Origin of the sequence: Bergeyella zoohelcum ATCC 43767 (assembly GCF_000301075.1) — a bacterium.
Taxonomy (GTDB): domain Bacteria; phylum Bacteroidota; class Bacteroidia; order Flavobacteriales; family Weeksellaceae; genus Bergeyella; species Bergeyella zoohelcum.
Genome location: NZ_JH932293.1, coordinates 847,438 through 872,977, shown reverse-complemented (window position 1 = coordinate 872,977; position 25,540 = coordinate 847,438). Strand labels below are relative to the sequence as shown.

Annotated in this window: 25 protein-coding genes, 1 tRNA gene and 1 other RNA gene; 10 read left to right on the top strand and 17 right to left on the bottom strand. The window is 37.1% G+C overall.

What is annotated here, in order from left to right; genetic code table 11:
* Positions 1-87: 87 nt before the first annotated feature.
* The gene (locus tag HMPREF9699_RS04075) at positions 88-1,176 is read right to left on the bottom strand and encodes an FAD-binding oxidoreductase (protein WP_002662633.1); all 1,089 of its coding nucleotides are present in this window, start codon (positions 1,174-1,176) and stop codon (positions 88-90) included.
* Positions 1,177-1,365: 189 nt separating this feature from the next.
* Here HMPREF9699_RS04075 and HMPREF9699_RS04070 point away from each other — a divergent pair, with 189 nt between their 5' ends.
* A complete protein-coding gene (locus tag HMPREF9699_RS04070; RefSeq protein ID WP_002662631.1) occupies positions 1,366-2,250 on the top strand; it encodes an O-methyltransferase in 885 nt (294 codons plus the stop codon).
* 590 nt (positions 2,251-2,840) lie between these two features.
* On the opposite strand, the gene nusG is transcribed toward HMPREF9699_RS04070, so the two are convergent.
* From nusG to tuf, 4 genes are all read right to left on the bottom strand, one after another.
* The gene (nusG, locus tag HMPREF9699_RS04065; protein WP_002662629.1) at positions 2,841-3,383 is read right to left on the bottom strand and encodes a transcription termination/antitermination protein NusG; all 543 of its coding nucleotides are present in this window, start codon (positions 3,381-3,383) and stop codon (positions 2,841-2,843) included.
* Between the two features lie 20 nt (positions 3,384-3,403).
* The gene (gene secE / locus HMPREF9699_RS04060) at positions 3,404-3,607 is read right to left on the bottom strand and encodes a preprotein translocase subunit SecE (protein ID WP_002662627.1); all 204 of its coding nucleotides are present in this window, start codon (positions 3,605-3,607) and stop codon (positions 3,404-3,406) included.
* 13 nt (positions 3,608-3,620) lie between these two features.
* Positions 3,621-3,691, bottom strand: a tRNA-Trp gene (locus HMPREF9699_RS04055).
* Between the two features lie 53 nt (positions 3,692-3,744).
* The gene (tuf, locus tag HMPREF9699_RS04050) at positions 3,745-4,932 is read right to left on the bottom strand and encodes an elongation factor Tu (protein ID WP_002662625.1); all 1,188 of its coding nucleotides are present in this window, start codon (positions 4,930-4,932) and stop codon (positions 3,745-3,747) included.
* Between the two features lie 192 nt (positions 4,933-5,124).
* Here tuf and HMPREF9699_RS04045 point away from each other — a divergent pair, with 192 nt between their 5' ends.
* From HMPREF9699_RS04045 to HMPREF9699_RS04030, 4 genes are all read left to right on the top strand, one after another.
* Positions 5,125-5,772: a rhodanese-like domain-containing protein gene (locus tag HMPREF9699_RS04045; protein ID WP_245946066.1), complete on the top strand. Its 648-nt coding sequence runs from the start codon at positions 5,125-5,127 to the stop codon at positions 5,770-5,772.
* A gap of 3 nt (positions 5,773-5,775) precedes the next feature.
* Positions 5,776-6,078 carry a rhodanese-like domain-containing protein gene (locus HMPREF9699_RS04040; RefSeq protein WP_002662620.1) on the top strand — a complete coding sequence of 101 codons (303 nt, stop codon included), beginning with the start codon at positions 5,776-5,778 and terminating at the stop codon, positions 6,076-6,078.
* 21 nt (positions 6,079-6,099) lie between these two features.
* Positions 6,100-6,399, top strand: a complete 300-nt coding sequence (locus HMPREF9699_RS04035; RefSeq protein WP_002662618.1) for a thioredoxin family protein — start codon at positions 6,100-6,102, stop codon at positions 6,397-6,399.
* A 110-nt stretch (positions 6,400-6,509) separates the two neighbouring features.
* Positions 6,510-7,055: a thermonuclease family protein gene (locus HMPREF9699_RS04030; RefSeq protein ID WP_002662617.1), complete on the top strand. Its 546-nt coding sequence runs from the start codon at positions 6,510-6,512 to the stop codon at positions 7,053-7,055.
* Between the two features lie 4 nt (positions 7,056-7,059).
* On the opposite strand, the gene HMPREF9699_RS04025 is transcribed toward HMPREF9699_RS04030, so the two are convergent.
* From HMPREF9699_RS04025 to HMPREF9699_RS04005, 5 genes are all read right to left on the bottom strand, one after another.
* Positions 7,060-9,189 (bottom strand): helix-turn-helix domain-containing protein, encoded by a 2,130-nt coding sequence (locus HMPREF9699_RS04025; RefSeq protein WP_002662615.1) that lies wholly within the window; start codon positions 9,187-9,189, stop codon positions 7,060-7,062.
* 78 nt (positions 9,190-9,267) lie between these two features.
* Entirely contained in the window at positions 9,268-12,138 is a 2,871-nt protein-coding gene (gene infB / locus HMPREF9699_RS04020) for a translation initiation factor IF-2 (protein WP_002662614.1), read from the bottom strand.
* Positions 12,139-12,195: 57 nt separating this feature from the next.
* Positions 12,196-13,431: a transcription termination factor NusA gene (gene nusA / locus HMPREF9699_RS04015; protein WP_002662612.1), complete on the bottom strand. Its 1,236-nt coding sequence runs from the start codon at positions 13,429-13,431 to the stop codon at positions 12,196-12,198.
* A 39-nt stretch (positions 13,432-13,470) separates the two neighbouring features.
* On the bottom strand, positions 13,471-13,938 hold the full coding sequence (rimP, locus tag HMPREF9699_RS04010) for a ribosome assembly cofactor RimP (protein ID WP_002662610.1): 468 nt from the start codon (positions 13,936-13,938) through the stop codon (positions 13,471-13,473).
* 259 nt (positions 13,939-14,197) lie between these two features.
* Positions 14,198-14,449 (bottom strand): type B 50S ribosomal protein L31, encoded by a 252-nt coding sequence (locus tag HMPREF9699_RS04005; protein ID WP_002662609.1) that lies wholly within the window; start codon positions 14,447-14,449, stop codon positions 14,198-14,200.
* 188 nt (positions 14,450-14,637) lie between these two features.
* Between HMPREF9699_RS04005 and HMPREF9699_RS04000 the strand changes: the two genes are divergently transcribed.
* The 4 genes from HMPREF9699_RS04000 (at position 14,638) to HMPREF9699_RS03985 (ending at position 18,654) form a co-directional block, all read left to right on the top strand.
* Complete coding sequence (locus HMPREF9699_RS04000; protein ID WP_002662607.1) at positions 14,638-16,044, top strand: hypothetical protein; 1,407 nt, start codon at positions 14,638-14,640, stop codon at positions 16,042-16,044.
* Between the two features lie 7 nt (positions 16,045-16,051).
* Positions 16,052-16,696, top strand: coding sequence for a SanA/YdcF family protein (locus HMPREF9699_RS03995; RefSeq protein WP_002662605.1), 645 nt, complete (start codon positions 16,052-16,054; stop codon positions 16,694-16,696).
* A 63-nt stretch (positions 16,697-16,759) separates the two neighbouring features.
* On the top strand, positions 16,760-17,872 hold the full coding sequence (prfB, locus tag HMPREF9699_RS03990) for a peptide chain release factor 2 (RefSeq protein ID WP_002662604.1): 1,113 nt from the start codon (positions 16,760-16,762) through the stop codon (positions 17,870-17,872).
* A 191-nt stretch (positions 17,873-18,063) separates the two neighbouring features.
* Positions 18,064-18,654 (top strand): hypothetical protein, encoded by a 591-nt coding sequence (locus HMPREF9699_RS03985; RefSeq protein ID WP_002662602.1) that lies wholly within the window; start codon positions 18,064-18,066, stop codon positions 18,652-18,654.
* A gap of 84 nt (positions 18,655-18,738) precedes the next feature.
* Here the strand turns inward: HMPREF9699_RS03985 and HMPREF9699_RS03980 are convergent, their stop codons facing one another.
* Both HMPREF9699_RS03980 and HMPREF9699_RS03975 read right to left on the bottom strand, forming a co-directional pair.
* Positions 18,739-19,164, bottom strand: coding sequence for a hypothetical protein (locus HMPREF9699_RS03980; RefSeq protein WP_002662598.1), 426 nt, complete (start codon positions 19,162-19,164; stop codon positions 18,739-18,741).
* Positions 19,164-19,544, bottom strand: a complete 381-nt coding sequence (locus tag HMPREF9699_RS03975) for a RidA family protein (RefSeq protein ID WP_002662596.1) — start codon at positions 19,542-19,544, stop codon at positions 19,164-19,166. Before HMPREF9699_RS03975 ends, HMPREF9699_RS03980 begins: the two co-directional genes overlap by 1 nt.
* Before the next feature lie 86 nt (positions 19,545-19,630).
* On the opposite strand from HMPREF9699_RS03975, the gene ssrA reads away from it, so the two are divergent.
* Positions 19,631-20,032, top strand: a transfer-messenger RNA (tmRNA) gene (gene ssrA, locus HMPREF9699_RS10980).
* A gap of 83 nt (positions 20,033-20,115) precedes the next feature.
* On the opposite strand, the gene rpoN is transcribed toward ssrA, so the two are convergent.
* From rpoN to fabD, 5 genes are all read right to left on the bottom strand, one after another.
* Entirely contained in the window at positions 20,116-21,582 is a 1,467-nt protein-coding gene (gene rpoN, locus HMPREF9699_RS03970) for an RNA polymerase factor sigma-54 (RefSeq protein ID WP_002662595.1), read from the bottom strand.
* 84 nt (positions 21,583-21,666) lie between these two features.
* The gene (gene asnS / locus HMPREF9699_RS03965) at positions 21,667-23,115 is read right to left on the bottom strand and encodes an asparagine--tRNA ligase (protein ID WP_002662593.1); all 1,449 of its coding nucleotides are present in this window, start codon (positions 23,113-23,115) and stop codon (positions 21,667-21,669) included.
* Between the two features lie 42 nt (positions 23,116-23,157).
* Positions 23,158-23,703, bottom strand: a complete 546-nt coding sequence (gene rimM, locus HMPREF9699_RS03960; protein ID WP_002662591.1) for a ribosome maturation factor RimM — start codon at positions 23,701-23,703, stop codon at positions 23,158-23,160.
* 28 nt (positions 23,704-23,731) lie between these two features.
* On the bottom strand, positions 23,732-24,652 hold the full coding sequence (locus tag HMPREF9699_RS03955; RefSeq protein WP_002662590.1) for a GYDIA family GHMP kinase: 921 nt from the start codon (positions 24,650-24,652) through the stop codon (positions 23,732-23,734).
* Positions 24,653-24,662: 10 nt separating this feature from the next.
* Positions 24,663-25,538: an ACP S-malonyltransferase gene (fabD, locus tag HMPREF9699_RS03950; RefSeq protein WP_002662588.1), complete on the bottom strand. Its 876-nt coding sequence runs from the start codon at positions 25,536-25,538 to the stop codon at positions 24,663-24,665.
* Between the last annotated feature and the right edge of the window lie 2 nt (positions 25,539-25,540).

The window sequence follows — 25,540 nt, the reverse complement described above, 5'->3', positions numbered from 1 at the left end:
AATGATTTCTGTGAGAAAAATCTATATCATTAACTATATCCATTTAATGTACAAGAAGTGTCTGAAATCTATACCCCCTCCCCTCTCTTACACATCAAAATTCAGCATTACGATATTGGTTACGGGATGACATTGACAAGAAAGCACCATACCTCTTTCCACTTCTTCTTCCGTAAGAGCGAAGTTTTTCTCCATGAATACTTCCCCCTCCATCACTTGTGCCTTACAAGTACAGCACACTCCCCCTTTACATGCAAATGGAACAGGAAGATTTTCCTTTAGTGCCTTATCTAATATACTTTCCTTTTTAGAATTCAAATGAATATTGTACTCATCATCATCAATAATCAGTGTTACAAAAGATTCTATATTCGGGATTTTCTTAAATTCTTCACTTTTCTCGGCATTATCTTCATCATCAGGAGCGGCAAAATATTCATACATCACCTGCAACGAAGGCACTTTCTGCTCGGTTCTCAGATAGGTAGAAACGCTTTTAATCATTTCTGCTGGTCCACAAATGAAATAAGTAGCCTCTTGCACGGGAATATCGGTAAAAAATGCCAATAACTCTCCTAATTTTTCTGGACAAATTCTTCCTTCAAAAAGTTCATTCTCCGTATGTTTATCTCTTGACAAAAGATAAACCACCGTCAGTCTTCCTTCAAACTGCTTCACCAGCTCATCTAATTGTGCTTTAAAGATAATATGATTCCAGCTTCTATTACTAAAAAACAGATACGCTTTAGACTTCGGCTCTTGATAAAGGGCTTCTTTTATATTAGAAAGCACCGGAGAAATACCAGACCCTGCCGCCAAACCTACATACACCTTTTCATTAGAAGCGTGATATGCCGTATAAAAATGCCCATCAGGAGGCAATACCTCGAGAACATCACCTGCCTTTACATTTTCATTGAGATAGGAAGATACTATCCCTCCTTCTAATTTTTTGACCAAAATTTCAATGTTTTCATTCTTATCCGTAGGTGCATTCACAATAGAATAACTTCTACGGAGCTCTTCGCCCTCATGCATATGTTTCAGCGTAAGATACTGCCCTTGTTTATAGGTAAATGTATGCCTTAGCTCCTGTGGAATTTTAAAACTGATATGTGCACAGTCATTCGTTTCTTCTACTACTGATGCAATGGTCAGAGGATAAAAAGTCGTCATATCTTGGTTTAATGTTTTTTATTGCGAATAACAAATATACGAATTATAGAGCAATGAAGGAAATTTAGAATGAAAATCATTTTTTAAAAAATAAAAACTTATCATTTGAGTACAATTTAATACTTTTGCCTACACGAACGATGAAGATATACAGCACATTGAGCACTGATATCTTCATTCAAAAGAGAAATGATGTTACAGAGATTCATTAACAAAATCAATAAAACTATTACGCTCCGTCAGAGAGAAAAAATAAAGCACAAAGAATTGGCTAGAGCCGTTGAAAAGGAAAAACATACGCTTTCTAAGACCATTATAAAAGTGCTGCAATTCTGTATAGAAAACCCACAATGGGCGGCGGCAGAAAGAGAAGCATTAGCGAAAATCAATCAGCTGCGAACACAAATGGAAAAATCAAATAAGATCATTGAAAGCAATGACTTCGGTTCTGGAACGCCTACTTCCAAAAGAAAAGCTCATCATCAAGGGCATTACCAAACGCTTTCCGTGGGCAATATTTGTAAAATAGCTGCTACAAGACCTCAGTTTGGTGAATTGATATTTAAATTAATACGAGGACTTCAACCCGAAAACTGCTTAGAATTAGGAACTTCCATTGGCATCTCTGGCATATATCAAGTGTCTGCGTTACAGCTCAATCAAAAAGGGCGTTTTACCACAATAGAAGGCGCTAAAGCCATTGCCGAAATAGCTAATACTAACATCCAAAAACTTAGCTATCCTCATTTCCATGTGATTCACGGAAAGTTTAATGAGGTGTTACCTAAAATTTTGAAAAAAGAAGAAGCATTTGATTTTGTTTTCATTGATGGCCATCATGATAAAGATGCTACAAAACACTATTATGAAATGATATATCCTTACCTCAAGGAAAATGCTGTAGTTATCTTCGATGATATTCATTGGTCTAAAGGTATGGCTGCCTTTTGGAAAAACTTTATTACGGATGGAGAAGGCGTAGTCTGTTGTTTTGATTTGTATCAATGGGGCATCTGTGTCATTGATAAAGATAAAAAAACAAACCATAGAAATCACTATACAATGACACTATAAATTCCATTCAAATGAAAAATATAGGAATCATTGGGCTATAGGGAATTAGGAAAAATTGCTCAGCATTTGCACCAGCAATATTCGATTTTTGCAACTACCACTTTACAAAGAATTCCCTCCCAAAATAAACGCCACGCACTGTAACATTGAAAATAAACCCATCAATCTATGCTCCTTTACTCAAGGATTCAAAAGGTAAATTATTTCTAATGATTACCATAGGAATTTATTCCGATGCTAAAGTGGAAGTAAAAGAAGACACCTAGCCCTAAAATCAATTCAACAAAAATTTAATCTTTGTGAAAAAACAATAGAAGATATTTTTACACAAACCAATATATTAGGATTGAGGCGGAATTATGGAAAATGAGGGGTTCCTGAGTAAATACTCTATAGCCCATATAAGATCATCGGGTAAACTCACATCCATTATTCAAATGTAGCAGAAATCATCAAGATATGATAAAAAAATTCACACTCTAAGAGGTATAACATCGTATCCCTTTTCATCTCACAAAATAAGAAATCATTAATTATAAAAAAATGGCTAACCTAAAAAAGTTAGCCATTTTTATATTATCAACAATAAATTAAATCTTTTCTACTTGCATAAAACTAAGTTCCATTGGCGTTTTTCTACCGAAAATCATCACCGAAACCTCTATTTTCTTTTTATCTTCCAGTATTTTCTCTATCGTACCATTAAATCCATTGAAAGGACCATCGGTTACTTTTACACTTTCCCCCACTGAGTATGGAATTTCCATTTCTGTAGCGAATTCTGAAAGCTCATCCATTTTTCCAAGCATCCTATTCACTTCTGATTTTCTCATGGGAACAGGATCCCCTCCTTTGGTAAGACTAAGAAAAGAAATCACTCCTGGAATATTTTTAATTACATGAGGAACTTCCCCTATAAGATTAGCTTCCACCATAAGATAACCAGGATAGTAAGGTTTCTCTTTAGGAACTTTTTTACCATTTCTGAGAACGATGACCTTCTCCATAGGAATTACCACTTGGGTAACATATTGTTCCATTCCGAGGCGGTGGATTTCGTTTTCAATATAGGATTTCACTTTATTTTCCTGACCGCTCACTGCTTTTAGCACATACCATTTTAGTTCATTCATCTCTTTGGAAAATAATAAGATTAATTAAATATACCTGCAAGTTGAATAATAATATTTCTAATTGCCTTTGAAAAAAGTTCGTCCACGCCAAAGGTGAACAAAGAAAGAAGTACAGAACTCACTGCCACCACAATAGTAGAAGACTGCAAGTCTGGCCATTTAGGCCACTCTACTTTTTCTTTAAACTCTGTATAAGATCCTTTAATAAAATTTACAAAACTCATAGGTTTATTATTGCACGGGCACAAGGATTCGAACCCTGATCAACGGTTTTGGAGACCGGTATCCTACCATTGGACGATGCCCGTAGTTTAAAAAGGTTTCGTAAGGTTTACTTACGAAACCTCTATCATTAAATGTATTAGTCTAGAATTTCAGTTACCTGACCAGCACCTACTGTTCTACCACCTTCTCTAATCGCAAATCTAAGACCTACATTAAGAGCAATTGGCTGTAACAACTCTACTTGGATAGTCAAGTTATCACCAGGCATTACCATTTCAATACCTTCTGGTAAGAAGATTTCCCCAGTTACATCGGTAGTTCTTACATAGAACTGTGGACGATATTTATTGTGGAATGGAGTGTGACGACCACCTTCTTCTTTAGAAAGGATATACACCTCAGCTTTGAATTTCTTATGTGGAGTTACAGAACCTTGCTTAGCAATTACCATACCTCTTCTGATGTCAGTCTTTTCAATACCTCTAAGAAGTAGACCTACATTATCACCAGCCTCTCCTCTATCAAGGATTTTTCTAAACATCTCTACCCCAGTTACAGTTGAAGTTAATTTTTCTTCACCCATACCTACGATATCCACAGGATCACCAGAGTTAATTACACCAGCCTCGATTCTACCAGTTGCTACAGTACCTCTACCTGTAATAGAGAATACATCTTCGATTGGCATCAAGAATGGCTTATCAGAATCTCTTACTGGCTGCTCGATCCAATTATCTACAGCATTCATAAGTTCTTCTACAGTAGCTACCCATTTTGGTTCCCCGTTAAGAGCTCCAAGAGCAGAACCTTGAATCACTGGCGAGTTATCACCATCGTACTCATAAGTAGAAAGAAGATCTCTAAGTTCAAGCTCTACAAGCTCAAGAAGCTCAGCATCATCCACCATATCCACTTTATTCATGAATACAACAATTCTTGGCACATTTACCTGACGGCAAAGAAGAATATGCTCTCTAGTCTGAGGCATTGGACCATCTGTAGCAGCACATACCAAGATAGCTCCATCCATTTGAGCAGCACCTGTTACCATGTTCTTAACATAGTCAGCGTGACCTGGACAGTCTACGTGTGCATAGTGTCTGTTTTCAGTTTCGTACTCAATGTGAGCAGTATTAATAGTAATCCCTCTTTCTTTTTCCTCTGGAGCAGAATCAATAGAAGAGAAGTCTTTTTTCTCAGCAAGACCTTTATCTGACAATACTTTAGAGATTGCAGCAGTCAAGGTAGTTTTACCATGGTCAACGTGACCAATAGTACCAATGTTCAAGTGCGGTTTGTTACGATTAAACGTTTCCTTTGCCATGATTAAAATTATTTATTTATGATTTTTTTAAACTTTCAGTTTGCAAATATAATCATTTTTTTGCAATTCAAAACACTATTCTACTTTTTTTTATTTTTTTTCGTGTTTTTTAGAAGTAAAATAGTCTTTTCAGTGGGTAAATATACGATTAAATCTTCGTTTATCACTATATTTGTACAAAATTTAACATTTATGAATCTTTTTTTCACGATTAAAAAAATCGCCCTCTTACTCTGTACTGTTATTTTCTCGGTATTGAGCTTCGCTCAGAAAAACCTAAAAGAAGTGATTAATGATAAGGAAACCATTCTTTTAGATGTAAGAACACCTGAAGAATTCAACGAAGGATCCCCTATGGGAGCCATTAATATTCCCATTGATGAACTCCCTCATCGGCTGAATGAACTAAGCAAAGATAAAGACATTGTGGTCTTTTGTAAAAAAGGAATTCGAGCAGCAAAAGCAGAGAAGATATTGAAAAACAACAATTTTTCCAATGTTCATTACGGAAAGACTTATCGTGATGTAAAATCTATGAGGGTGGTCAATCTAGATAAGGAGATGAATCATTTTGGTGAAAAACCTTTGGTAAAAAATCTGAGAAAAACCAATAAAATAGAACAAGTAGCCATTGGCCTAGGAAAAAATGGGGAACTACCGAATCATACTACACCAGTACCTACTACCCTATTCGTACTAGAAGGAGAATTACATATACATATTAATAATGAAGTCATTCGTCTGAAAAAACATGATAGATATGACATTCCCGAACAAATAGCTCATAAGGTGATAGGGAAAAATAAAAAAAATCTTTTTATCTTAATTAAAGAATTATAACAAATGTTCAACTGGTTCAAAAATTTATTCGGAAAGAAAACGGATTTTCATGCGTTAGTTAAAAATGGTGCCCAAATCATTGATGTACGCACTCCCACGGAATATGAAAACGGACATATCTTCAGTTCCATTAATATTCCATTACAAAACCTTAATAAGGAACTTACGAAGATAGACAAATCTCGTCCTGTAATTACTTGCTGTGCCAGTGGTATCAGAAGCCTATCTGCTCAATCTATCCTAAAAGCCAATGGTTACGAAGCCTATAATGGTGGAAGCTGGACTTCTCTACAAACGAAAATTTAATTTAAAAACATATCATTCATTATGTCTCAAAAATTTAAAGAACTCATCGCTTCAGAAAGACCCGTACTCATTGATTTCTTCGCTACTTGGTGTCAGCCATGTAAAGTACAATCCTCTGTACTTAATTCTGTAAAAGACAATGTAGGTGAAACAGCAAGAATAGTAAAGATAGACATCGATGCTTATCCTGCCATTGCGGCAGAGTACGGCATTCGGTCAGTACCTAGCCTCTTGGTATTTAAGAATAGTGAACTGCTCTGGCGTGGCACTGGGGTTCATGATGTGAATACACTGACCGCGATTCTCAATCAATATTCATAAAGTTCGTAAGCATGATTTACTGAGAAAATCCCTACGCGTCTCTATACAAAAGCAAAATAAAATTCTTTGTTTACTCTTTTGTTCCTGTAACAAAAAAAGCAAAGAATTTTTTGTTACCAATTGTATCTTTCCATTCCAATTCATTAGGTCATTTGAAAAAGAAAAGCTATTTTTTATTTCTACTTTTATTTTTGGGAACATGGGTTTTCTATGCTCAAAAAACGCCTTTTAATGCAAAAGTAATCGGCATTAAAGATGGAGACACCTTTACCGTCTTGTACCAAAAAAAAGAAATCACCATTCGGTTGGCTCATATTGACAGCCCAGAAAGGAAACAGCCTTTCGGTACAAAGTCCAAACAATTTGCCTCCCAATTGTGCTTTGGAAAAGAAGTAACCATACTCCCAAATCCTAAAAAAGATAGAAATGGACGCCTCATAGGAGAGGTATGGATAGGTAAAACCTGTGTAAATAAGGCATTGGTAAAAAATGGATTGGCTTGGCATTTCAAACGCTATTCTAAGAGCATAGAATACGCTACCTTAGAAATTCAAGCCCGAAGTCAAAAGAAAGGACTTTGGTCTGAAAAAAATCCCATTGCTCCTTGGGACTGGCGAAAGGAAAAAAAATTTAAGAATTATTTGTATAGAAATTAATCATTTACATTTCCTCTTTTCCTTCAAAAAATGAGATCAATAGCCTGATTTCTCCATAGTCAAAATCTTCAGGAAGATGATTTTTCCAAAATGTAAGCGTACCATCGTCTTCAGGATGTGGATATTGAGATTCAAATATTTCTCGTTTTTCAGCACTTACGATTCGTGCCAAATCTTCATCCGAAAAATTACCATTTTCAGCATATTTGGCGAGATGAGAAATAATGGTAGAAGCCGCTAAATTCCTTTCCTTAGCTATCTCTTCTATACTTTTACCCTCTGAAAATAAACGATAGGTAATGACCTGTGTAGCCACTTTTACCACTGTAGAAGTGAGTTTTTGCTTTTTTTCTTCCTCAAAAAGAGACTCATCAATAAGTTTTGTCCGTTGCAACTTATCCAGATAATCTTGTACATCATCTATGAATTTTCTCAGCTCCTCATTATGCTCCTTAAGTCCTGCTACTCCCTTAGTTTCCGCATAAAACCCCTTAAGAGCATCAAATATTTTTTCTTTTACTTCATTAAAAAAATAATGTACGGATGCCTTAGATTTATTGACCAAGATTTGCCAATGTTCCTCGTTTTGCACCTGCCTTACCTTAGATTTTAAATAATCAGAAAATTTCTGAAAAACCTTGATAAGTGCTTCGCTGTCCGTTTTCACGGTATTATATAAAGACGAGGCTACCAAAATATCAATCTCCTTACTTTTTTTCACTTGTCCCATCCAGTGATTGAGCTCTAATTGTACCCAAGCGACATCCAAATCTAGCAACAACTTGTTCACGGCATAATCGTACTTTTCATTTTCATAAATTTCTTGAATGTGTGCGTTCATCTGTGTAGCATCTTGGAAACTCGCTACTCTTTTATCATTAAAAATAATGGATGAGGAAATTCTAGATTTCAGGACAATACCTTCTAGAGTTCTACACCTAGAAAGTGCCACATACACCTGCCCCGAAGCGAAAGATTTTCCTGCATCAATGATGACCCTATCAAAAGTTAGCCCTTGTGATTTATGAATAGTTACCGCCCACGCTAACCGAATGGGATATTGCTCAAAACTCCCTAAAACTTCCTCTACAATTTGTTTCTCGGCATTGAGTGAATATTTTTTATTTTCCCAAATTTCCTTTTTGAGTTTATATTCGCCTTCCTTCCCTTCTATGGTAACAAAAATTTCATCGTTGCTCAATCGGATGACTTCTGCTAGTTTTCCATTGTAATATTTTTTTTCACTGGACGCATCATTCCTCACAAACATAATCTGAGTCCCTACTTTCAGTTCCAGATGCTCTTCTACGGGATATTGAGAGGGTTTAAAATCTCCAAAAATTTCTGCAGCATAAGTATAAGACTTTCCTTTCAGTTCGTCCAGTTTTTTCTGGTTAATACTTTCCGCCTGATGATTATGAGAAGTGAGATATACGAAAGCCTCCTCTTTAGGTTCGAAATGAGGGTCATACCGCTGATTGAGTGCGTCCAATTGTTCCTTAGAAATGGAAGATTCACGGATTCCGTTCAGTATATCTACAAAACGCTGATCGGTCTGTCTATAAATTTTGGTCAGTTCCACAGTAACCAAATCAGAATTTTCTAAGCTCTTGGCGGAAAAGAAAAAGAGAGAATCATAATACTGTAAAAGGAACTGCTCCTCTCTTACCACAGGAGGTAGCTGGTATAAATCTCCAATGAAAAGCATCTGCACCCCTCCGAATCGTTGGGCATTTCTACGGATATGTCTTAAAGAAAAATCCATCATATCCAGTACATCTGCACGAAGCATAGAAACCTCATCAATGATGATGAGCTCTACCTCTCTGAGTAGTTTGAGTTTCTGCTTTCTGTACTTGAAATGCCCTACCAAATCTTGGATATTATTCCCTAGATTTTCATCAATTCGTTCCAAAGTAGGAATAAATGTACGAAGTGGCAATCCAAACATAGAATGAATGGTAACCCCTCCTGCATTAATGGCCGCTATACCTGTGGGGGCAAGAATGATATGATTTTTTCTCGTTTTCTTTACAAATTCATTGAGAAAAGTGGTCTTTCCTGTTCCAGCTTTTCCTGTAAGGAAGACATTTCTATTGGTAAATTCTACTAAATGAAAAATGTCTGTATTCATCATCTCCGAAAGGTAAGGAATTTTCTATAATTTCTATAAAAAAAGCTGCCTTTTCAGACAGCTTTTTATGGTTTTCGTTTATTTCAACTTCTTTTTCACCGCTACTTCTTCGTAAATTTCTAGAAGATCAAGGGTTTCAATGTCATTGTATCCTTTTAGACTGATACCACATTCATAGCCTTTAGTTACTTCTTTTACATCATCTTTAAAGCGTTTTAAACTTTCTAATTCCCCATCAAACTTCACAATACCATCTCTCAAGAGACGAACTTTAGAGTTTCTAGTAACCTTTCCGCTAAGTACCATACATCCTGCGATGGTTCCCACCTTAGAAATTTTGTACACCTCACGGATTTCCACGCTACCAATAACTTGTTCCTTAATCTCTGGCGAAAGCATTCCTTCCATTGCTTCTTTCACTTCCTCTATCGCCTTATAGATAACTGAATAAGTACGGATTTCTATTTCTTCACGGTCTGCCAATTCTTTGGCATTCGCACCGGCTCTTACATTAAATCCAATGATAATAGCATCCGATGCCGTAGCAAGGTTCACATCAGACTCGGTAATCTGCCCAACCCCTGAGTGTAGTATATTAACATTGATTTCCTCTGTAGAAAGTCTTTGAAGCTGATCTGAAAGTGCTTCTACCGAACCATCCACATCTCCTTTAAGGATGATATTGAGTTCTTTAAAATCACCAAGGGCAATTCTTCTTCCCAATTCTTCCAGCGTAGTATGTTTTTTCGTTCGGATGGAAAGCTCTCTTTGCAGCTGCTCCCTTTTACTCGCCACCGATTTCCCTTCACTTTCATCGGTATAAACTTTAAATTTATCCCCAGCGGTAGGAGCACCATCCAATCCTAAAATGGTTACTGGAATAGAAGGACCTGCTTCTTTAAGGTTTTTACCTCTTTCGTCTAGCATGGCTTTTACCTTACCATGGTTTTTACCTGCTACCACATAATCTCCTACTCTGAGTGTTCCTGCTTGGATGAGCATATTGGCCACATACCCTCTACCTTTGTCTAGAGATGCCTCTATCACGGTACCATTAGCTACTCTATTTGGGTTGGCTTTCAATTCTAGCATTTCCGCTTGGAGAAGTACTTTTTCTAAAAGTAAATCCACATTATTACCGAATTTAGCAGAAATTTCTTGAGACTGCACGCTTCCTCCCCATTCTTCCACCAATACATTGAGTGCAGAAAGCTGCTCACGAATTTTATCTGGATTTGCAGTAGGCTTATCCACTTTATTAATCGCAATAATCATAGGTACCCCTGCCGCCTGAGCGTGTGCAATGGCTTCTTTAGTTTGAGGCATTACATCATCATCCGCAGCAATTACGATGATGACTACATCCGTTACTTGGGCTCCTCTTGCACGCATGGCAGTAAAGGCTTCGTGTCCAGGAGTATCTAGAAAAGTGATGCGATGTCCGTTTTCTAATTTTACATTATATGCCCCAATGTGCTGAGTGATACCTCCAGATTCTCCAGCGATGACATTGGTTTTTCTGATATAGTCCAAGAGAGATGTTTTACCATGATCCACATGTCCCATGACGGTAACCACAGGTGCTCTATGCACCATATCTTCCTCATTATCTACTTGCTCTTCGCTATCTTCTTCTAATTCTGCATCTTGGAACTCAATATTATAACCAAATTCATCTGCCACTAAGGTAAGTGTATCCGCCTCTAATCGTTGGTTCATGGTTACCATTACTCCGAGAGAGAAAATTGCAGAAATCACCTCCGTAGGGCTTACATCCATCAGACTTGCCAGCTCACCTACGGTAATAAATTCAGTTACTTTCAGTGTTCTGTCTTGAGCCTCCATCTCCATTGCTCTTTCGTCTTGTTCTCTACGGAAAGAACGCTTATCTCTACGGTGTTTAGAAGATTTAGATTTTCCTCCTTTATTAGTGAGTTTTTCTAAAGTTTCCTTAATTTGGTTTTTCACCTGCTCATCGGTAAGTTCTACTGGAGCAGGTCTTTCATTTCGTTTACCCCCTCTACGGTTTCCTCCTTGGTTATTTCGGTTACCTCCACCTTGGTTATTATTTCTGTTTCCACCTTGGTTTTGTTTGTTACCCGAATTACTATTTCCGGCGTTATTATTCCCTGTATTATTAGCAGGTTTCTCTATACGCTTTCTTTTTTTCTTTTTATCCGAAGGCTTTGGCTTATTCTGAAACTGAGATAAATCTACTTTTTCTTGTAAAATTTTCGGTCCATCTAATTTCTTATAGACGGTCTCTATTTTCTCAGGCTCTTCAAATTTCACTGTGGTAATTTCCTTTTGTACTGGTTTTTCTACTACAGGCTCAGCCTTTTTCTGCTCTTTTTTCTCCTGAGGTACAGCAGGCTTTTGTTCACTCGTTTTTTTCTCTACAGACGGAGTAGAAGCCTTTGCTTTTTTCTCTTTCTTATCCTTTTTCACAGGACGAGTAGGGGATTGGTCCAAAGTACTGAGGTCTATTTTATCCAAAACTTTAAGCCCAGATTTTTCTGAAGATTCCTCTTTATTTTCTTTGATTTCTTGTGGTTTTTCCACAATTTTTTCTTCCTGAGGTATTTCCACAGGAGCTGGTTTTTCTGCTGGTTTTTCTTCTACGGGAGAGGCAGATTGAAGTGCATCAAGATCTATTTTCCCCAGGATTTTAGTTTCTGGTGTTTTGGCTTTTGCACGAATAACTTCCTGTTTCGGGGTTTCTGGCTCCGGTTTTTCTTCTGGTGCTTTGGATATTACCACCTCTTGCGATGCTTTTTTCAGCTCGCTATCTTTGGCGTATTCCTTTTTTAGGGCATCGTAAGCAGCTTCTTCCAACTGTGCGTTCGGGTTATCTTCCACTTCGATGCCTTTGCTTCGAAGGAATTCTACAGCACTTTTGGTAGCGATATTAAATTCGTTCGCTGCTTTTTTTAATCTGATTTTTGCCATCTACTCTATGTTACTTGATAAGTTTTATATTATTGATTTTAGAATTTAGAAACCCGCTTAAGCCTCTAATTCTTCTTTAAGGATTTGACGAACAGCATCTATTTGTTCCTCTTCCAAATCCACAAGATTAACAAGGGCATCTACATCTTTGTCTAATACACTTCTCGCTGTATTGAGCCCTACTTTTTTAAATTCATCGATGATCCATCCTTCGATTTCGTCTTTAAACTCATCGAGCTCTACATCATCATCTTCACTGGTTTCTCTATACACATCAATTTCATATCCTGTAAGCCACGAAGCCAAACGAATATTCTGTCCTTGTCTACCGATGATTTTAGAAATCTCTTCACTCGGCGTGTACACTAATGCATAAGATTCCTCAGGATTGAGCTCTACCTTATTAATGGTTACATTCCCTAATGCTCTCTTTACGAGTACTTCTGGGTTTTTAGACCACTGAATCACATCTATGTTTTCATTTCTAAGCTCTCTTACTATCCCATAAATCCTTGAGCCTTTCACGCCTACACATGCTCCCACAGGGTCTATCCTATCATCATAAGCATCTACCGCTATTTTCGCTTTTTCTCCAGGAATTCTCACTACTTTTTTCAGAAGGATAGTTCCGTCTTGAATTTCAGGAATTTCAAATTCCAATAGCTTTTCTAGGAAAATAGGAGAAGTTCTAGAAACCATAATCTGTGGTTTTCCGCCTTTATTTTCCACTCTATCAATGACAGCTCTTACGCTCTCACCTTTTGTAAAATAATCCGAAGGAATCTGCTGATCTTTGGTAAGGATAAACTCATTCCCTTCATCATCCAAAAGTATAACATGCTGCTTTCTAATATGATGCACCTCTCCTACTACGATTTCTCCTACTCTATCCTTAAACTGAGATTCTAGCAAATTATTATTAAATTCTTGAAGTTTAGTAGCCAAAATTTGCTTCAGTGTAAGGATATTCCTCCTTCCTAATTTATCAATAGGAATCTCCTCACTGTACTCTTCTCCTACCTCGAAAGTAGGGTCTATTTTTTTAGCTTCAGAAATTTCAATCTCGAGGTCATCATCTTCAGACATTTCATCCTCTACAATGGTTTTATTAAGGAAAATCTGAAAATCCCCTTTATCTGGATTTACAATCACATCAAAATGATCATCAGAATCAAAACGCTTACGAAGTAATGATTTTAATGATTCTTCTATAATTGCCATCAGGTCTACTTTAGAGATGCTTTTTTCATCTTTAAAATCACCAAATGCTTCTATTAATGCTAGATTATTCATATTTATTCTATGTTATTTCTCCTTTGGAGGAGTCTTTTATTAAAATTGAATCACCACAAGGGCTTTTTTAATCTCAGAAAAGGCAATATCCGTATCTTCTACCACATCCATTTTTCCTTTTCCTATGTCTTTAGGTTTTCTGTATTTTCTTTGGAGTGTAATTTTCTCATCATCCACGGATAACAATTCTCCCTCTAGTACTGTATCCTCTTGGGTAGTAACCGAAATTTTCCTTCCAATATTCTTCTTATACTGTCTCGGCATGGTAAGCGGCTCACTGAGTCCCGCGGACATCACTTGTAAAGAAAAATCATGTGCTTCTCTATCCATATTAAATTCAATGGCACGGCTCACATCTAAACAATCTTGCACTTTTACGCCATGATCTCCATCCAAGATTATCGTAACATCATCTGCTGGAGAGATTTTCATATTGACCAAAAAAAGGTCTTCTCTTTCAGATAAAAACTCTTGCAACAGCCTTTCTATTTCGCTTTTAAATTCCACGATTTCAATAGTTTAAAAAAGAATAAAAAATCCCATTAATTATTGATACAAAAAAAGGCTTTCTTCCGAAGCCTCCCATTTCAATCCATAATTACCCTGCAAAGGTATGAATAATAGTTGGAATATCAAAATTTTAAACCAAAACCTTCACTTATTCTCTTTAGAGCGAAATACACCATACCATTAAATCTAGCACTTTCACAAAAAAAAACCTTTCTCAAAATGAGAAAGGCTGTTATCCTGATAAGATAAAACGCTATTATTTCGCGAATTTCTTGTATTTATTCATAAACTTATCTACTCTACCCGCTGTATCTACAAGCTTCACTTTTCCAGTGTAGAAAGGGTGAGAAGTAGAAGAGATTTCCATTTTAATCAAAGGATAAGTTTCTCCCTCGTACTCAATAGTGTCTTTGGTCTCTGCAGTAGATTTGCAAAGGAACATCTCGTCGTTACTCATATCTTTGAAAACAACAAGTCTATAATTCTCTGGGTGGATACCTTGTTTCATTTTAATTTCTTTTTTGCTAAATTAGTTATTGAAATAATACCTCAGAATAGTAATGGATCTTCCTCGGTGGGTTTCAGGGTGCAAAAGTAAATTATTTTTTCTTTTCCACCAATGTTTTTGTATTTTTTTTCTAAAATTTAATCAAATTTGTGTACTTTTGGCTAATCATGGTATTAATACAGCACATTATGAAAAAGTTCATTCTCTATATTACATTCATTATCACCGCTTTTTGGATAATTTCTTGTAAAAACGATGACATCAGCTTTACTGAAGCATCTCAAGAGCTTCGGTTTTCCAAAGATACGGTAAAATGCGATACAGTGTACAACCAAATCAGGTCTGAAACTTACGCATTTAAGGTATATAATGAAGAAAATAAAGACATCATCATCCCCAAAATAGCACTGGAACAGTCCGCTTCCTCTCTCTATAAAATTAATGTAGATGGCAAGGCAGGACATACTTTTTCTAATGTTCCACTAAGAAAAAATGATAGCCTCTATATCTTTGTAGAAATTGCTCCACAAACCAGCCGACCAGAATTCATCGCCGTGGACAAAGTAATTTTTTCATTGAAAAATAATGTACAACAATCGGTAACGCTCTACTCTGTAGTACAAGATGCTGAATTTTTCATCGAAAGTAATACCCATCCTAATATCCTCACGGGTACTCATACCTGGACGAAAGACAAAGCAAAAGTCATCTTCGGGAATCTCACTTTAGGTCAAAATGCTGTACTCAATATACAGAAAGGAACGAAAGTGATTTTTACTAAAAACAGTGGTATGAAACTCTCTACCAACGCCCAACTGACTACCAACGGAACTTATGATGAACCTGTCATTTTCCGAGGAGATAGAAATGACCCTCGGTATGATACCCTTCCTAAAAATTGGAACGCCATCATGGCCGAAAATGGTGCACATCTACAGCTCAACCATGCTAAAATCTTCGGTGGGAATACAGGCATCATACTGAAAAATGCCACTGCTGACCTCCACAATACACTCATCCATACTTTTGAAGAATATGGCATCTATGCAGAAAATGCTACCATCCATGCTAGTAACTCTGTTTTTAACCAATGTAAAAATACCAGCATCGCTCTCTATAAAGGTGGTAACTATTCCTTTAATCATTGTACCATAGCAAATTATTGGCTTGAAAATAATAGCATAGGGCAAGGTATTTCTCTCTATGCCACGAATGAAGTAAAAACAGCTTCAGGAATTTTCGAATACGCTGCCATGAACCTCGTCATCCGAAACTCTATCATTTATTCCTCCACCAATAACGCTATGACTTTTAAGCCCATCAGTGGACAAACATTTAATTACCAACTTCAGCATATCTTGCTCAATCATAACAACAACGCAGGATTTGCATTGACCAACAATACCAACATCACACAAGCGATTGCCAATCAAAATCCTCTTTTCCTTAATACCACTTCAGGAAAAATGAATATGCGTGTAGATGCCCATTCTCCGGCTAAAAACGCTGGAAATATCGCTACAGCACAACTCTTTCCTACAGACATTACAGGAAACAACCGAACAGCACAACCCACATTAGGAGCCTATCAATAATCACGATATGAAGATAATAAAAGGATTATTCTTAGCAACTATAGTACTCATAGCAGTAACCTTACTGAGTATTATCGCTTGTAACCGCTACATTCGGTATGCTACCCAAGATTTTGTTACCTATGACATCCGCCAGCTCCCTAATGAAAAGGTAGGGGTGGTTTTGGGTACGGCAAAATTTACGCAGAATGGATATAAAAATTATTACTTTTTCCATAGGATAGATGCCGCCGAAAAACTTTACAAATCAGGAAAAATACAATACCTCATCGTGAGTGGAGACAATAGCGTGAAAGGATATAATGAACCCGAAGACATGAAAAATGAACTCATCTCTAGAGGAATTCCTGCACATAAAATCTATGAAGATTTCGCTGGTTTTAGAACTTTAGATTCTGTAGTAAGAGCCAAAGAAATTTTCGGACAAAAAAGTTTCATTATTATCTCTCAAAAGTTTCATAATGAAAGAGCCATTTTCTTAGCACAGAAAAATGGCATCCTCGCTTATGGGTACAATGCCAAAGATGTCAATCAAAAAGCAGGTTTTAAAACCAATGTTCGTGAAAAATTTGCACGGGTAAAGGTTTTCATAGACCTCCTCATAGGAAAAGAGCCGAAATTTAGTGGTGAAAAAATCATCATCGGAAAATAATACCACACGCCCTCTGTATTTTTTAATTTTTCATCTTCCGAAATTAATAAGTATTTTTGTACTATGATAAACGCAGAACAATTTAAAGAAGCTCAACTCCGAATTGAAAACCTCTATAAATTCCTACAAATAGAACGAAAACAGCTAGAAATTACCAATGAAGAAGAAAAAACTGCAGCTCCCGACTTTTGGGATGACCCTAAGAAAGCGGAAAGTGTACTGAAACAGCTTCGTTCCAAGAAAAAATGGGTAGAGGACTACCAGACCATCCACTCCCTATTTGAAGATTTACAAGTACTGGCAGATTTTGCCAAAGAAGACCCTGATAGTGAAACAGAACTGGACAACGAATTCCCTAAACTGCTTCACCTCATCAGCGATTTAGAGTTTAAAAATATGCTTTCCAATGAGGGAGATGAACTCTCCGCAGTGCTACAAATCACGGCAGGAGCCGGAGGAACAGAGTCCTGTGATTGGGCAAGCATGCTGATGCGTATGTACACCATGTGGGCAGACAAAAACGGCTACAAAATCCGTGAACTCAATTTCCAAGAAGGTGATGTAGCAGGAGTAAAAACAGTAACCCTAGAAATTGATGGAGAATATGCTTTCGGTTATCTCAAAGGTGAAAATGGCGTACACCGTTTGGTGAGAATCTCTCCATTTGATAGCAATGCCAAACGCCATACAAGCTTCGTTTCCGTATATGTCTATCCTTTGGTAGATGACACTATAGAAATCAATATTAACCCTGCAGATATTTCCTTTGAAACCATGAGAGCCAGCGGAGCAGGAGGTCAAAATGTAAACAAAGTAGAAACCGCTGTCCGCCTAAGGCACGCCCCTACCGGTATTATTATAGAAAATTCCGAAAGCCGCTCCCAGCTTCAGAATAAAGAAAAAGCACTACAACTCCTTAAATCAAGGCTTTACGAAATAGAATTAGAAGAAAGAATGAAAGCCCGAAATGAGATAGAAGCCAATAAAATGAAAATAGAATGGGGCAGCCAAATCCGTAACTATGTGATGCACCCATATAAGCTAGTAAAAGATGTCCGTTCTGGTCATGAAACTTCTGATGTAGATGGCGTAATGAACGGAGACCTTACGCCTTTCCTTAAAGCTTTCCTCATGGCAGATGGCACGGCTGTAGCTGCTGAAGATGAAGGATTATAAAAAGTAATAAAAATTCTCAATTTCTGTTAAAAAAATATTCTAAAGGCACTCCTTTAGAAAAAGAATGCCTATACTTGTATAGAAAAATCACATAAAACCTGTTTTTTCATATTATCATGAGCATGATAGCATGAAAAATCAACATTAAAATAAAATAGCAACATAAAAAAAATAATTCAAAAATTATAGTTATGAGTTTTGTAAAAAAAATAGCACTCAGTGCAGGAATCATAGCAAGTGGATTGCTTTCCGCACAGAATAGCGAAGGGCTATCCATGAAAAACATGCTAAAAGTAGGTGCAAATATAGGGCACTCACTCCCTGCTTCTAATTTCGGACTTTCAGCAGGAATAGATGTAGCTTACCAATATCTGGTAACGCCTCATTTCGGATTAGGACTCGCTACGGGCTACACACATTTTTTCGGAAGAGACAATAAAGCCACTGGCAATATTACCCTAAACAATAATGATGCAGGATTAATCCCCGCCGCATTATTACTAAGGTATTACCCTGATAGCAAGGGAATTTACTTCGGTGCCGATTTGGGCTATGGTTTCATCACCAGCGGAGATGATTATGTAGCAGCACATCACAATACACTACGCCCAGATGGAGGCTTCTATATAAAGCCAGAACTAGGATACCATAATAGAAACTGGAATTTCTTCTTACAATACCAAAAAGTATTTACTGGTAACGAGGGGAAAATCCTCAATCAAGATTACCAGCTCGGTGGTCTAAGTGCAGGAGTTTCTTACAACATTGCATTAGGAAAATAACCTCACCACACTGAATAAAAAAGGCTTTCCAATTTTGGAGAGCCTCTTTTGTTTTAATAGCATTATATCCCACAGGGATCATTATCATCTTTTACTTCTTTTATTATACATCACTTCCACTATTTTACCACCTACCCACGCAAAAGGAAAGAAAGTAAGAAAAATAGAAATCTTGTAAAAAACAGGATGGAAAGGATTAAAAATAATATCTAAAACCGCAATGAATAATAAGATAAACCCTATAAGAATAGCATAAGCCACCTTAGCATAACGCACAATAATTGCTGTACAAACCCCACCTACAATAGAACCTACTCCTGTAAAGACCAATAAAGAAGCAAAAAAATCATTCTGATCTTTCATGGAAGTTAAAAAATAACGCCAATGCCGAAAAGGGGAAAATTCATCAAAGGTAACCCAGTTCGGATTCATGCGAATACCCAATGTGATGATTCCTGCCGCCACGGCAAGCCCCAACAAAACTGCAAAAGTATTCCGCAAAAAATCCATTATCCCTTATAAGCAATCATGGAAATTTCTACCTCTACATTCTTAGGCAAGCAAGCCACCTGCACCGTTTCACGAGCAGGATAATTTCCTTCCTGAAGGTAGGAAGCATAAACATCATTCATCGCTACAAAATCTCCCATATCTTTCAAGAAAATAGAAGATTTTACCACATGAGAAAAATCCATTCCTGCCTCTAAAAGAATCGCTTCAAGGTTTTTCATCACCTGATGGGTAGCTTCTGCTATCCCTTCCACCACCTCTCCTGTAGTAGGATTTACAGGTAACTGACCCGAAATAAATAGCATTCCGTTTACGCTAATCGCTTGTGAATAAGGACCTATTGCTGCAGGAGCATTTTCTGTATGAATAATATTTTTCATGATAGTATTTTTGCAAAGATAAGATTTATCTGCTAAAAAATCGAATATAACAAAAAATCCCTATCTTTGCAGGACTTATCCTAATAGGGGCTGACCGGTTTCGACAGCAAGACCAATGGGTAAGTAAGCATGCAGAGAACCGTAGCGCGATCTCTTTAATCCCTTGCTACAAGAATTTAACTGGCAACGAAGAGTATGCTCTTGCTGCTTAATCTGAAGTATAGTAAGATAAGCGTTTTTCCCGAAGTACAGTAAGGAAACAAGATGTCTCACGGAAGCTCCGTTCTGCGGCGTCCGAGTATGAGGCATGGGAAATGCAGAAATAAGCCTTTGAACGCTTCGGTCAAAGGACGAAAAACTTTAGAAGATAAGTTGGAAATTGGGTGTTTGTTCTCTGTTTTCAATCGAAAATTAAAAACAAAATAAGCATGTAGAAAGCTTGCGTATTGCTTGTTTGGACGAGGGTTCGAATCCCTCCAGCTCCACAAAAAAATATTTAGCCCACTGATTTTCAGTGGGCTTTTTTTCTAACATACTTATTTACACGCTTCTTTAATCTTCGTATAAAATTTTACAGCTCTTTTCTCAGTCGGGCTACGGGGATATTAAGCTGTTCGCGGTATTTAGCAATAGTTCTTCTCGCAATATTATAGCCTTTTTCTTTCAAGATGGTTACCAAGGCATCATCTGTATAAGGTTTTCTTTTATTCTCATTATCAATGGCCTCTTGTAGATGTTGTTTAATTTCTTTGGTAGAAACCTCTTCGCCCTCGTCATTGGTAAGGGAGTCTGAGAATAGATTTTTCAGTAGGATAATACCGTTCGGTGTATCCGCGTACTTGCTTTTTACCACTCTAGAAATAGTAGAAATATCAAATCCCGTAATATCTGCTACATCTTTAAGGATCATCGGTTTAAGATCTTTATCATCTCCCGTAATGAAATAATCTTTTTGTAAATCTACTATCGCCATAATAGTCTGTAGAAGTGTATTCTGTCTCTGATTAATAGCATCTATATACCATTTGGCAGCATCCAATTTTTGTTTGATAAAAAGGGCAGCCTGTTTATGTTCTGCAGATTTTTTATCATGTGAATAGGTGGAGAGAATTTCCTTGTATTCTTCTGATACTCTAAGGGTAGGTGCATTCTTTCCATTTAATGATGGTATCACTTTCCCTTCCTTTACCTGAATCTGAAAATCAGGAATAATCTCTTGGTTTAATGTAATGGTTTGTGTGTCAAAATTACCTCCCACCTTCGGAGAGAGTTTAGAAATTTCATCTAAGGCATCTCTTAAATCATCTTCATCAATGCTGTATTTTTGGATGATTTTCTTATAGTGCTTATTGGTAAGTGCATCAAACTGATTTCTAAGAATATCTGCTGCCAGTGCCACTGCTTTATCTGCGGTAACCTTTTTTTCAATTTGGAGGAGGAGACACTCTTGGAGACTTCTCGCCCCTACGCCTGGAGGATCTAACTTCTGAACATAATTTAAAAGGACATCTTCTACCTTATCTACTTTGGTATAAATTCCTACAGAAAACGCCAAATCATCTACGATGGATTTTATTTCCCTACGAAGATAGCCGTCATTGTCTAAATTCCCGATAAGATATTCCGCTATTTTAAGGTCTTCTTCATCTATGTTTACCAAGTTAATTTGCTCAATAAGGTACTCATAAAGAGATTGTCCTTCGGTGAGAAGACTTTGATTATCAAACTCTTCATCATCTGGTGAGTAATTACTAGAAGCGGTTTTATAAGAAGGCTCATCATCAAAAAGATATTCCTCTACATCGAAATCCGTTTCTATGCTTTCACTGCCTTCATTCTCATATTCATCTCCCAGCTCATCGTATTTGTCTTCATTACTATCCTTATCCAAAGCTCTTTCCAAAGCCGGATTTTCCTCTAATTCACGCTCTAGTTCCTCTTCAAACTCTAATGTAGCCAACTGTATCAGCTTCATAAGTTGAATCTGTTGAGGAGCAAGTTTTTGCCCGAGTTTTATCTGGAGGTTTTGTTTTAGCATAGTAGAGTACAAAATTTTTGTAAAAATAAGACTTTCCGCTGAAGAAAGTCTTATATATTGATGAGAATTTGTTACACGATACGATTAAAATTCTGCGTTTTTAGGTGTTCTTGGGAAAGGGATTACATCTCTGATATTGGTCATTCCCGTTACGAAAAGTACCAATCTCTCTAATCCTAAACCAAAGCCCGCATGAGGTACAGAACCGAACTTTCTAGTGTCTAGATACCACCAAAGTTCTTCCTGATCTACCCCCATTTCGTTCATTTTTTGCTGAAGTACATCTAGTCTTTCCTCTCTTTGAGACCCACCGATGATTTCTCCTATTCCTGGGAAGAGTACATCCATGGCGGCTACAGTTTTATTGTCCTCATTCAGTCTCATATAGAAGGCTTTAATCTCTTTCGGGTAGTCAAAAAGTACTACTGGACATTCAAAATGTTTCTCTACCAAATATCTTTCGTGTTCAGATTGTAAATCAGCCCCCCATGCTTCTACTGGGAATTGGAATTTTCCTTTTTTATTCTCCTTAGAATTCATCAGAATATCGATGGCTTCCGAATAAGAAACTCTCTTAAATCTAGATTTTACTACTTTTTCTAGCTTTTCTATCAGTCCTTCTTTCGCTCTATCTTTTTCTGGTTTTTGCTTTTGTTCTTCGGCAAATCTTTTATCAAGGAATGCTAAATCATCTTTACAATGGTCTAAGACATACTGAATAACGAACTTGAGAAAATCCTCTGCCAAGTCTATATTATCTTCCAAGTTATTAAATGCCACCTCAGGTTCTACCATCCAAAATTCGGCAAGGTGTCTCGTGGTATTAGAGTTCTCGGCACGAAAAGTAGGCCCGAAAGTATATACCCTACCTAATCCCATTGCGGCTGTTTCTGCTTCTAGCTGTCCAGAAACGGTAAGACTCGTCTTTTTACCAAAAAAGTCTTCGGTAAAATCTACTTCCCCAGCATCGTTTTTCGGAATATTATTAAGGTCAAAGTTCGTCACACCAAACATTTCCCCAGCCCCTTCGGCATCTGCTCCTGTGATGATAGGCGTGTTGATATAGAAAAATTGATTTTGATTAAAAAACTGATGAATGGCAAAACTCACGGCACTTCGTACTCTAAAAACCGCCCCGAAGAGATTAGTTCTGAAACGCAAATGAGCTTGCTCTCTCAGAATTTCCAAAGAGTGTTTCTTAGGCTGAAGTACGGTTTTTTCCATTTCTTCGGAGAAATTATCTCCTAAAATGTCTATCTTCTTTACGATGATTTCTACAGCCTGCCCTTTCCCTTCGCTTTCTACTACTTCGCCTGTAATTTTCAGAGAAGAAGCGGTTTTAATATTTTTAATGAGATGCTCATCCCATTTTTCATAATCCACTACCGCCTGGATATTTTCTATGGTAGAGCCATCATTTAAAGCGATGAACCTATTAGAGCGAAATGCCCTCACCCAGCCTTGTATAGTAATGTCTTGATGAATAAACTTCTTATAATCTGCTAATATTTCTTTTATCGTTTGTCTTTTCATGATTTATTAATAAGTGTACAAAAGTAAGATAAATTTAGGATTTTATCCCTCATCATTCACGCTTTTGGTGAGAAAAACATCCATAAGCCCTTCTGGAAGCTGCATCATTATGCTTTTATTTTCTCTATCCACAGAGATCATCCAGTCCTTAATGATAGGAATGATGACCTCCTTTCCTTCCAAATCAAGAATGAAATAGTGCTGAGCTGTTTGGTCATTGATAGCGGTAATTTTCCCGCATACGGCACCGTTTTCTTGCACTACGCTAAACCCGATAACTTCATGATAATAAAACTGATTCCCTGTGAGTTGGGGCAATGTAGAAAGCGGAAGATATACATTTCTGTTCACTATTTGCTCTACCATTTGGGGAGTACTATTTTTAAAAGAAATAATTTTAGAATTATCTTTCGTCCACTGTTGGGTTTCTATAAAAAAAGGCACCAATAATCCATTGATTTCTATAAATACCCCTTGTAGCTCATTGTACATTTCGGGCTGATCAGTATCTAATTTTAATACTACATTACCTTTTAGTCCGTGTGTTCTGGTAATTTTTCCGAGAAAATAAGTATCTTTAAGGTTCATTTTAATATGATTTGAGTGAGGGTTAATATTATCCCTTAATTAAGGTTTTCCAATCCAAAATGGTGGTAATATTTTTAGAAGCGAAATAATCTTGGTAGCCATTAAACTTTCTACTCATTACGAAATCACCGCCCCAAGCACCTAAACTTTTTATAAATACAGGGCATTCTGGGAATAGTAATGCTTTAGCAGTGGGTATTTCTAAGAAATGACTAACAATATTTTCATGCTGAACCATGAGCTCTGAAAAGGTGGCAATGTCATCACAGAGCAATGTTTCTTCTGTTAAATCATTGATTTGCAGTATGAGTTTTTCAGATTTTTCTTTAGTTCTATATTTTTTTATTCCTTCGCGAGAGTTTTGTTTTTTTCCAAGGTGAATGAAAATAATTTCATCACGGAAAGTAGGAGAAAATTGTACTTCCGTATAAGTAGGTTTTTGTGCTTTGAGAGCGTAAATAATAGGTTTTTGGCAAATGGCTACGGCAATATCATAGCCACTACCTCCCAACGCCTGAGCATTAAGTTCAAAGGCATCTATATTCGCCCATTTTCCTAAATTGGTCATCAGCGTAGAGCTACTTCCCAATCCATAATCAGAGGGAAATTCCAAACGCGTAGAAATAGAATATTGTATATTTTCTTGGAGTTTTGTTTTTGATTTTTTTTGAATGATTTTTAGCGTATTCACAATGAAATCAGTCGCTTCTATATCATTGGTGGCTATGATTTCCCAAGTACGGTAATTAACGGTAAATGAAAGCCATAGCTTTTCAAGATGGTAAGCATTCCATATGAGTAAAGGGATGGTACTTTGTTCCTCTATACATTGAAAAGATTGTCCTAACACTGTAGGAACAGCCAGCGTTTTAGCACCGTCTAAAACAAAATATTCTCCAGTGAGCATGAGCTTACCTGGAGAATGAATATATTGAGCATCCGCAACCATGCAAATGATTTTAGAAAGGAGAAACGGCAGTTACCGACGAATCAATTTTTTTGATAAGCCCTTGAAGTGTTTTCCCTGGTCCTACTTCTACGAACTGAGTAGCACCATCCTTAATCATATTTTGGATGGTTTGTGTCCACTTCACAGGCCCAGTAAGTTGGGCAATAAGGTTTTTCTGTATTTCTACAGGATCCGTTACAGCAGTGGTTGTAATATTTTGATATACTGGCAGATTACCTTTTCTGAATTTAGTATTTTCTATTGCTGCGGCAAGTTCATCTTGTGCAGACTGCATCAATGGCGAATGAAACGCTCCGTTTACTGGAAGTAACAATGCTCTTTTGGCACCCGCTTCCTTCAATTTTTCACATGCCTTTTCCACGGCAGCAGTTTCTCCAGAGATTACGAGCTGCCCTGGGCAGTTGTAATTCGCAGGAACTACAATACCTTCTACCTCTGCACAGATTTTTTCTACCATATCATCCGCTAAGCCTAATACTGCAGCCATAGAGCTAGGGGTATCATCACATGCTTTTTGCATGGCAGCAGCTCTTGCAGCTACCAGTTTCAGACCATCTTCAAAAGAAAGAACACCCGATGCCACGAGTGCTGAAAACTCTCCTAAAGAATGCCCAGCTACCATTTCTGCTCCCAAAACATCCGCAGCTTTTACAGTAGCAATAGAATGAATGAAAATAGCCGGTTGTGTAACCGAAGTTTGTTTTAGGTCTTCATCTGTACCTTGAAACATTGTAGAAACAATATTGAAACCAAGGATATCATTTGCAGAATCCATGAGATCTTTGATGTCTTTTCTGGAATCATACAATTCCTTACCCATTCCTACAAATTGTGATCCTTGACCTGGAAAAACCAATGCTTTCATGT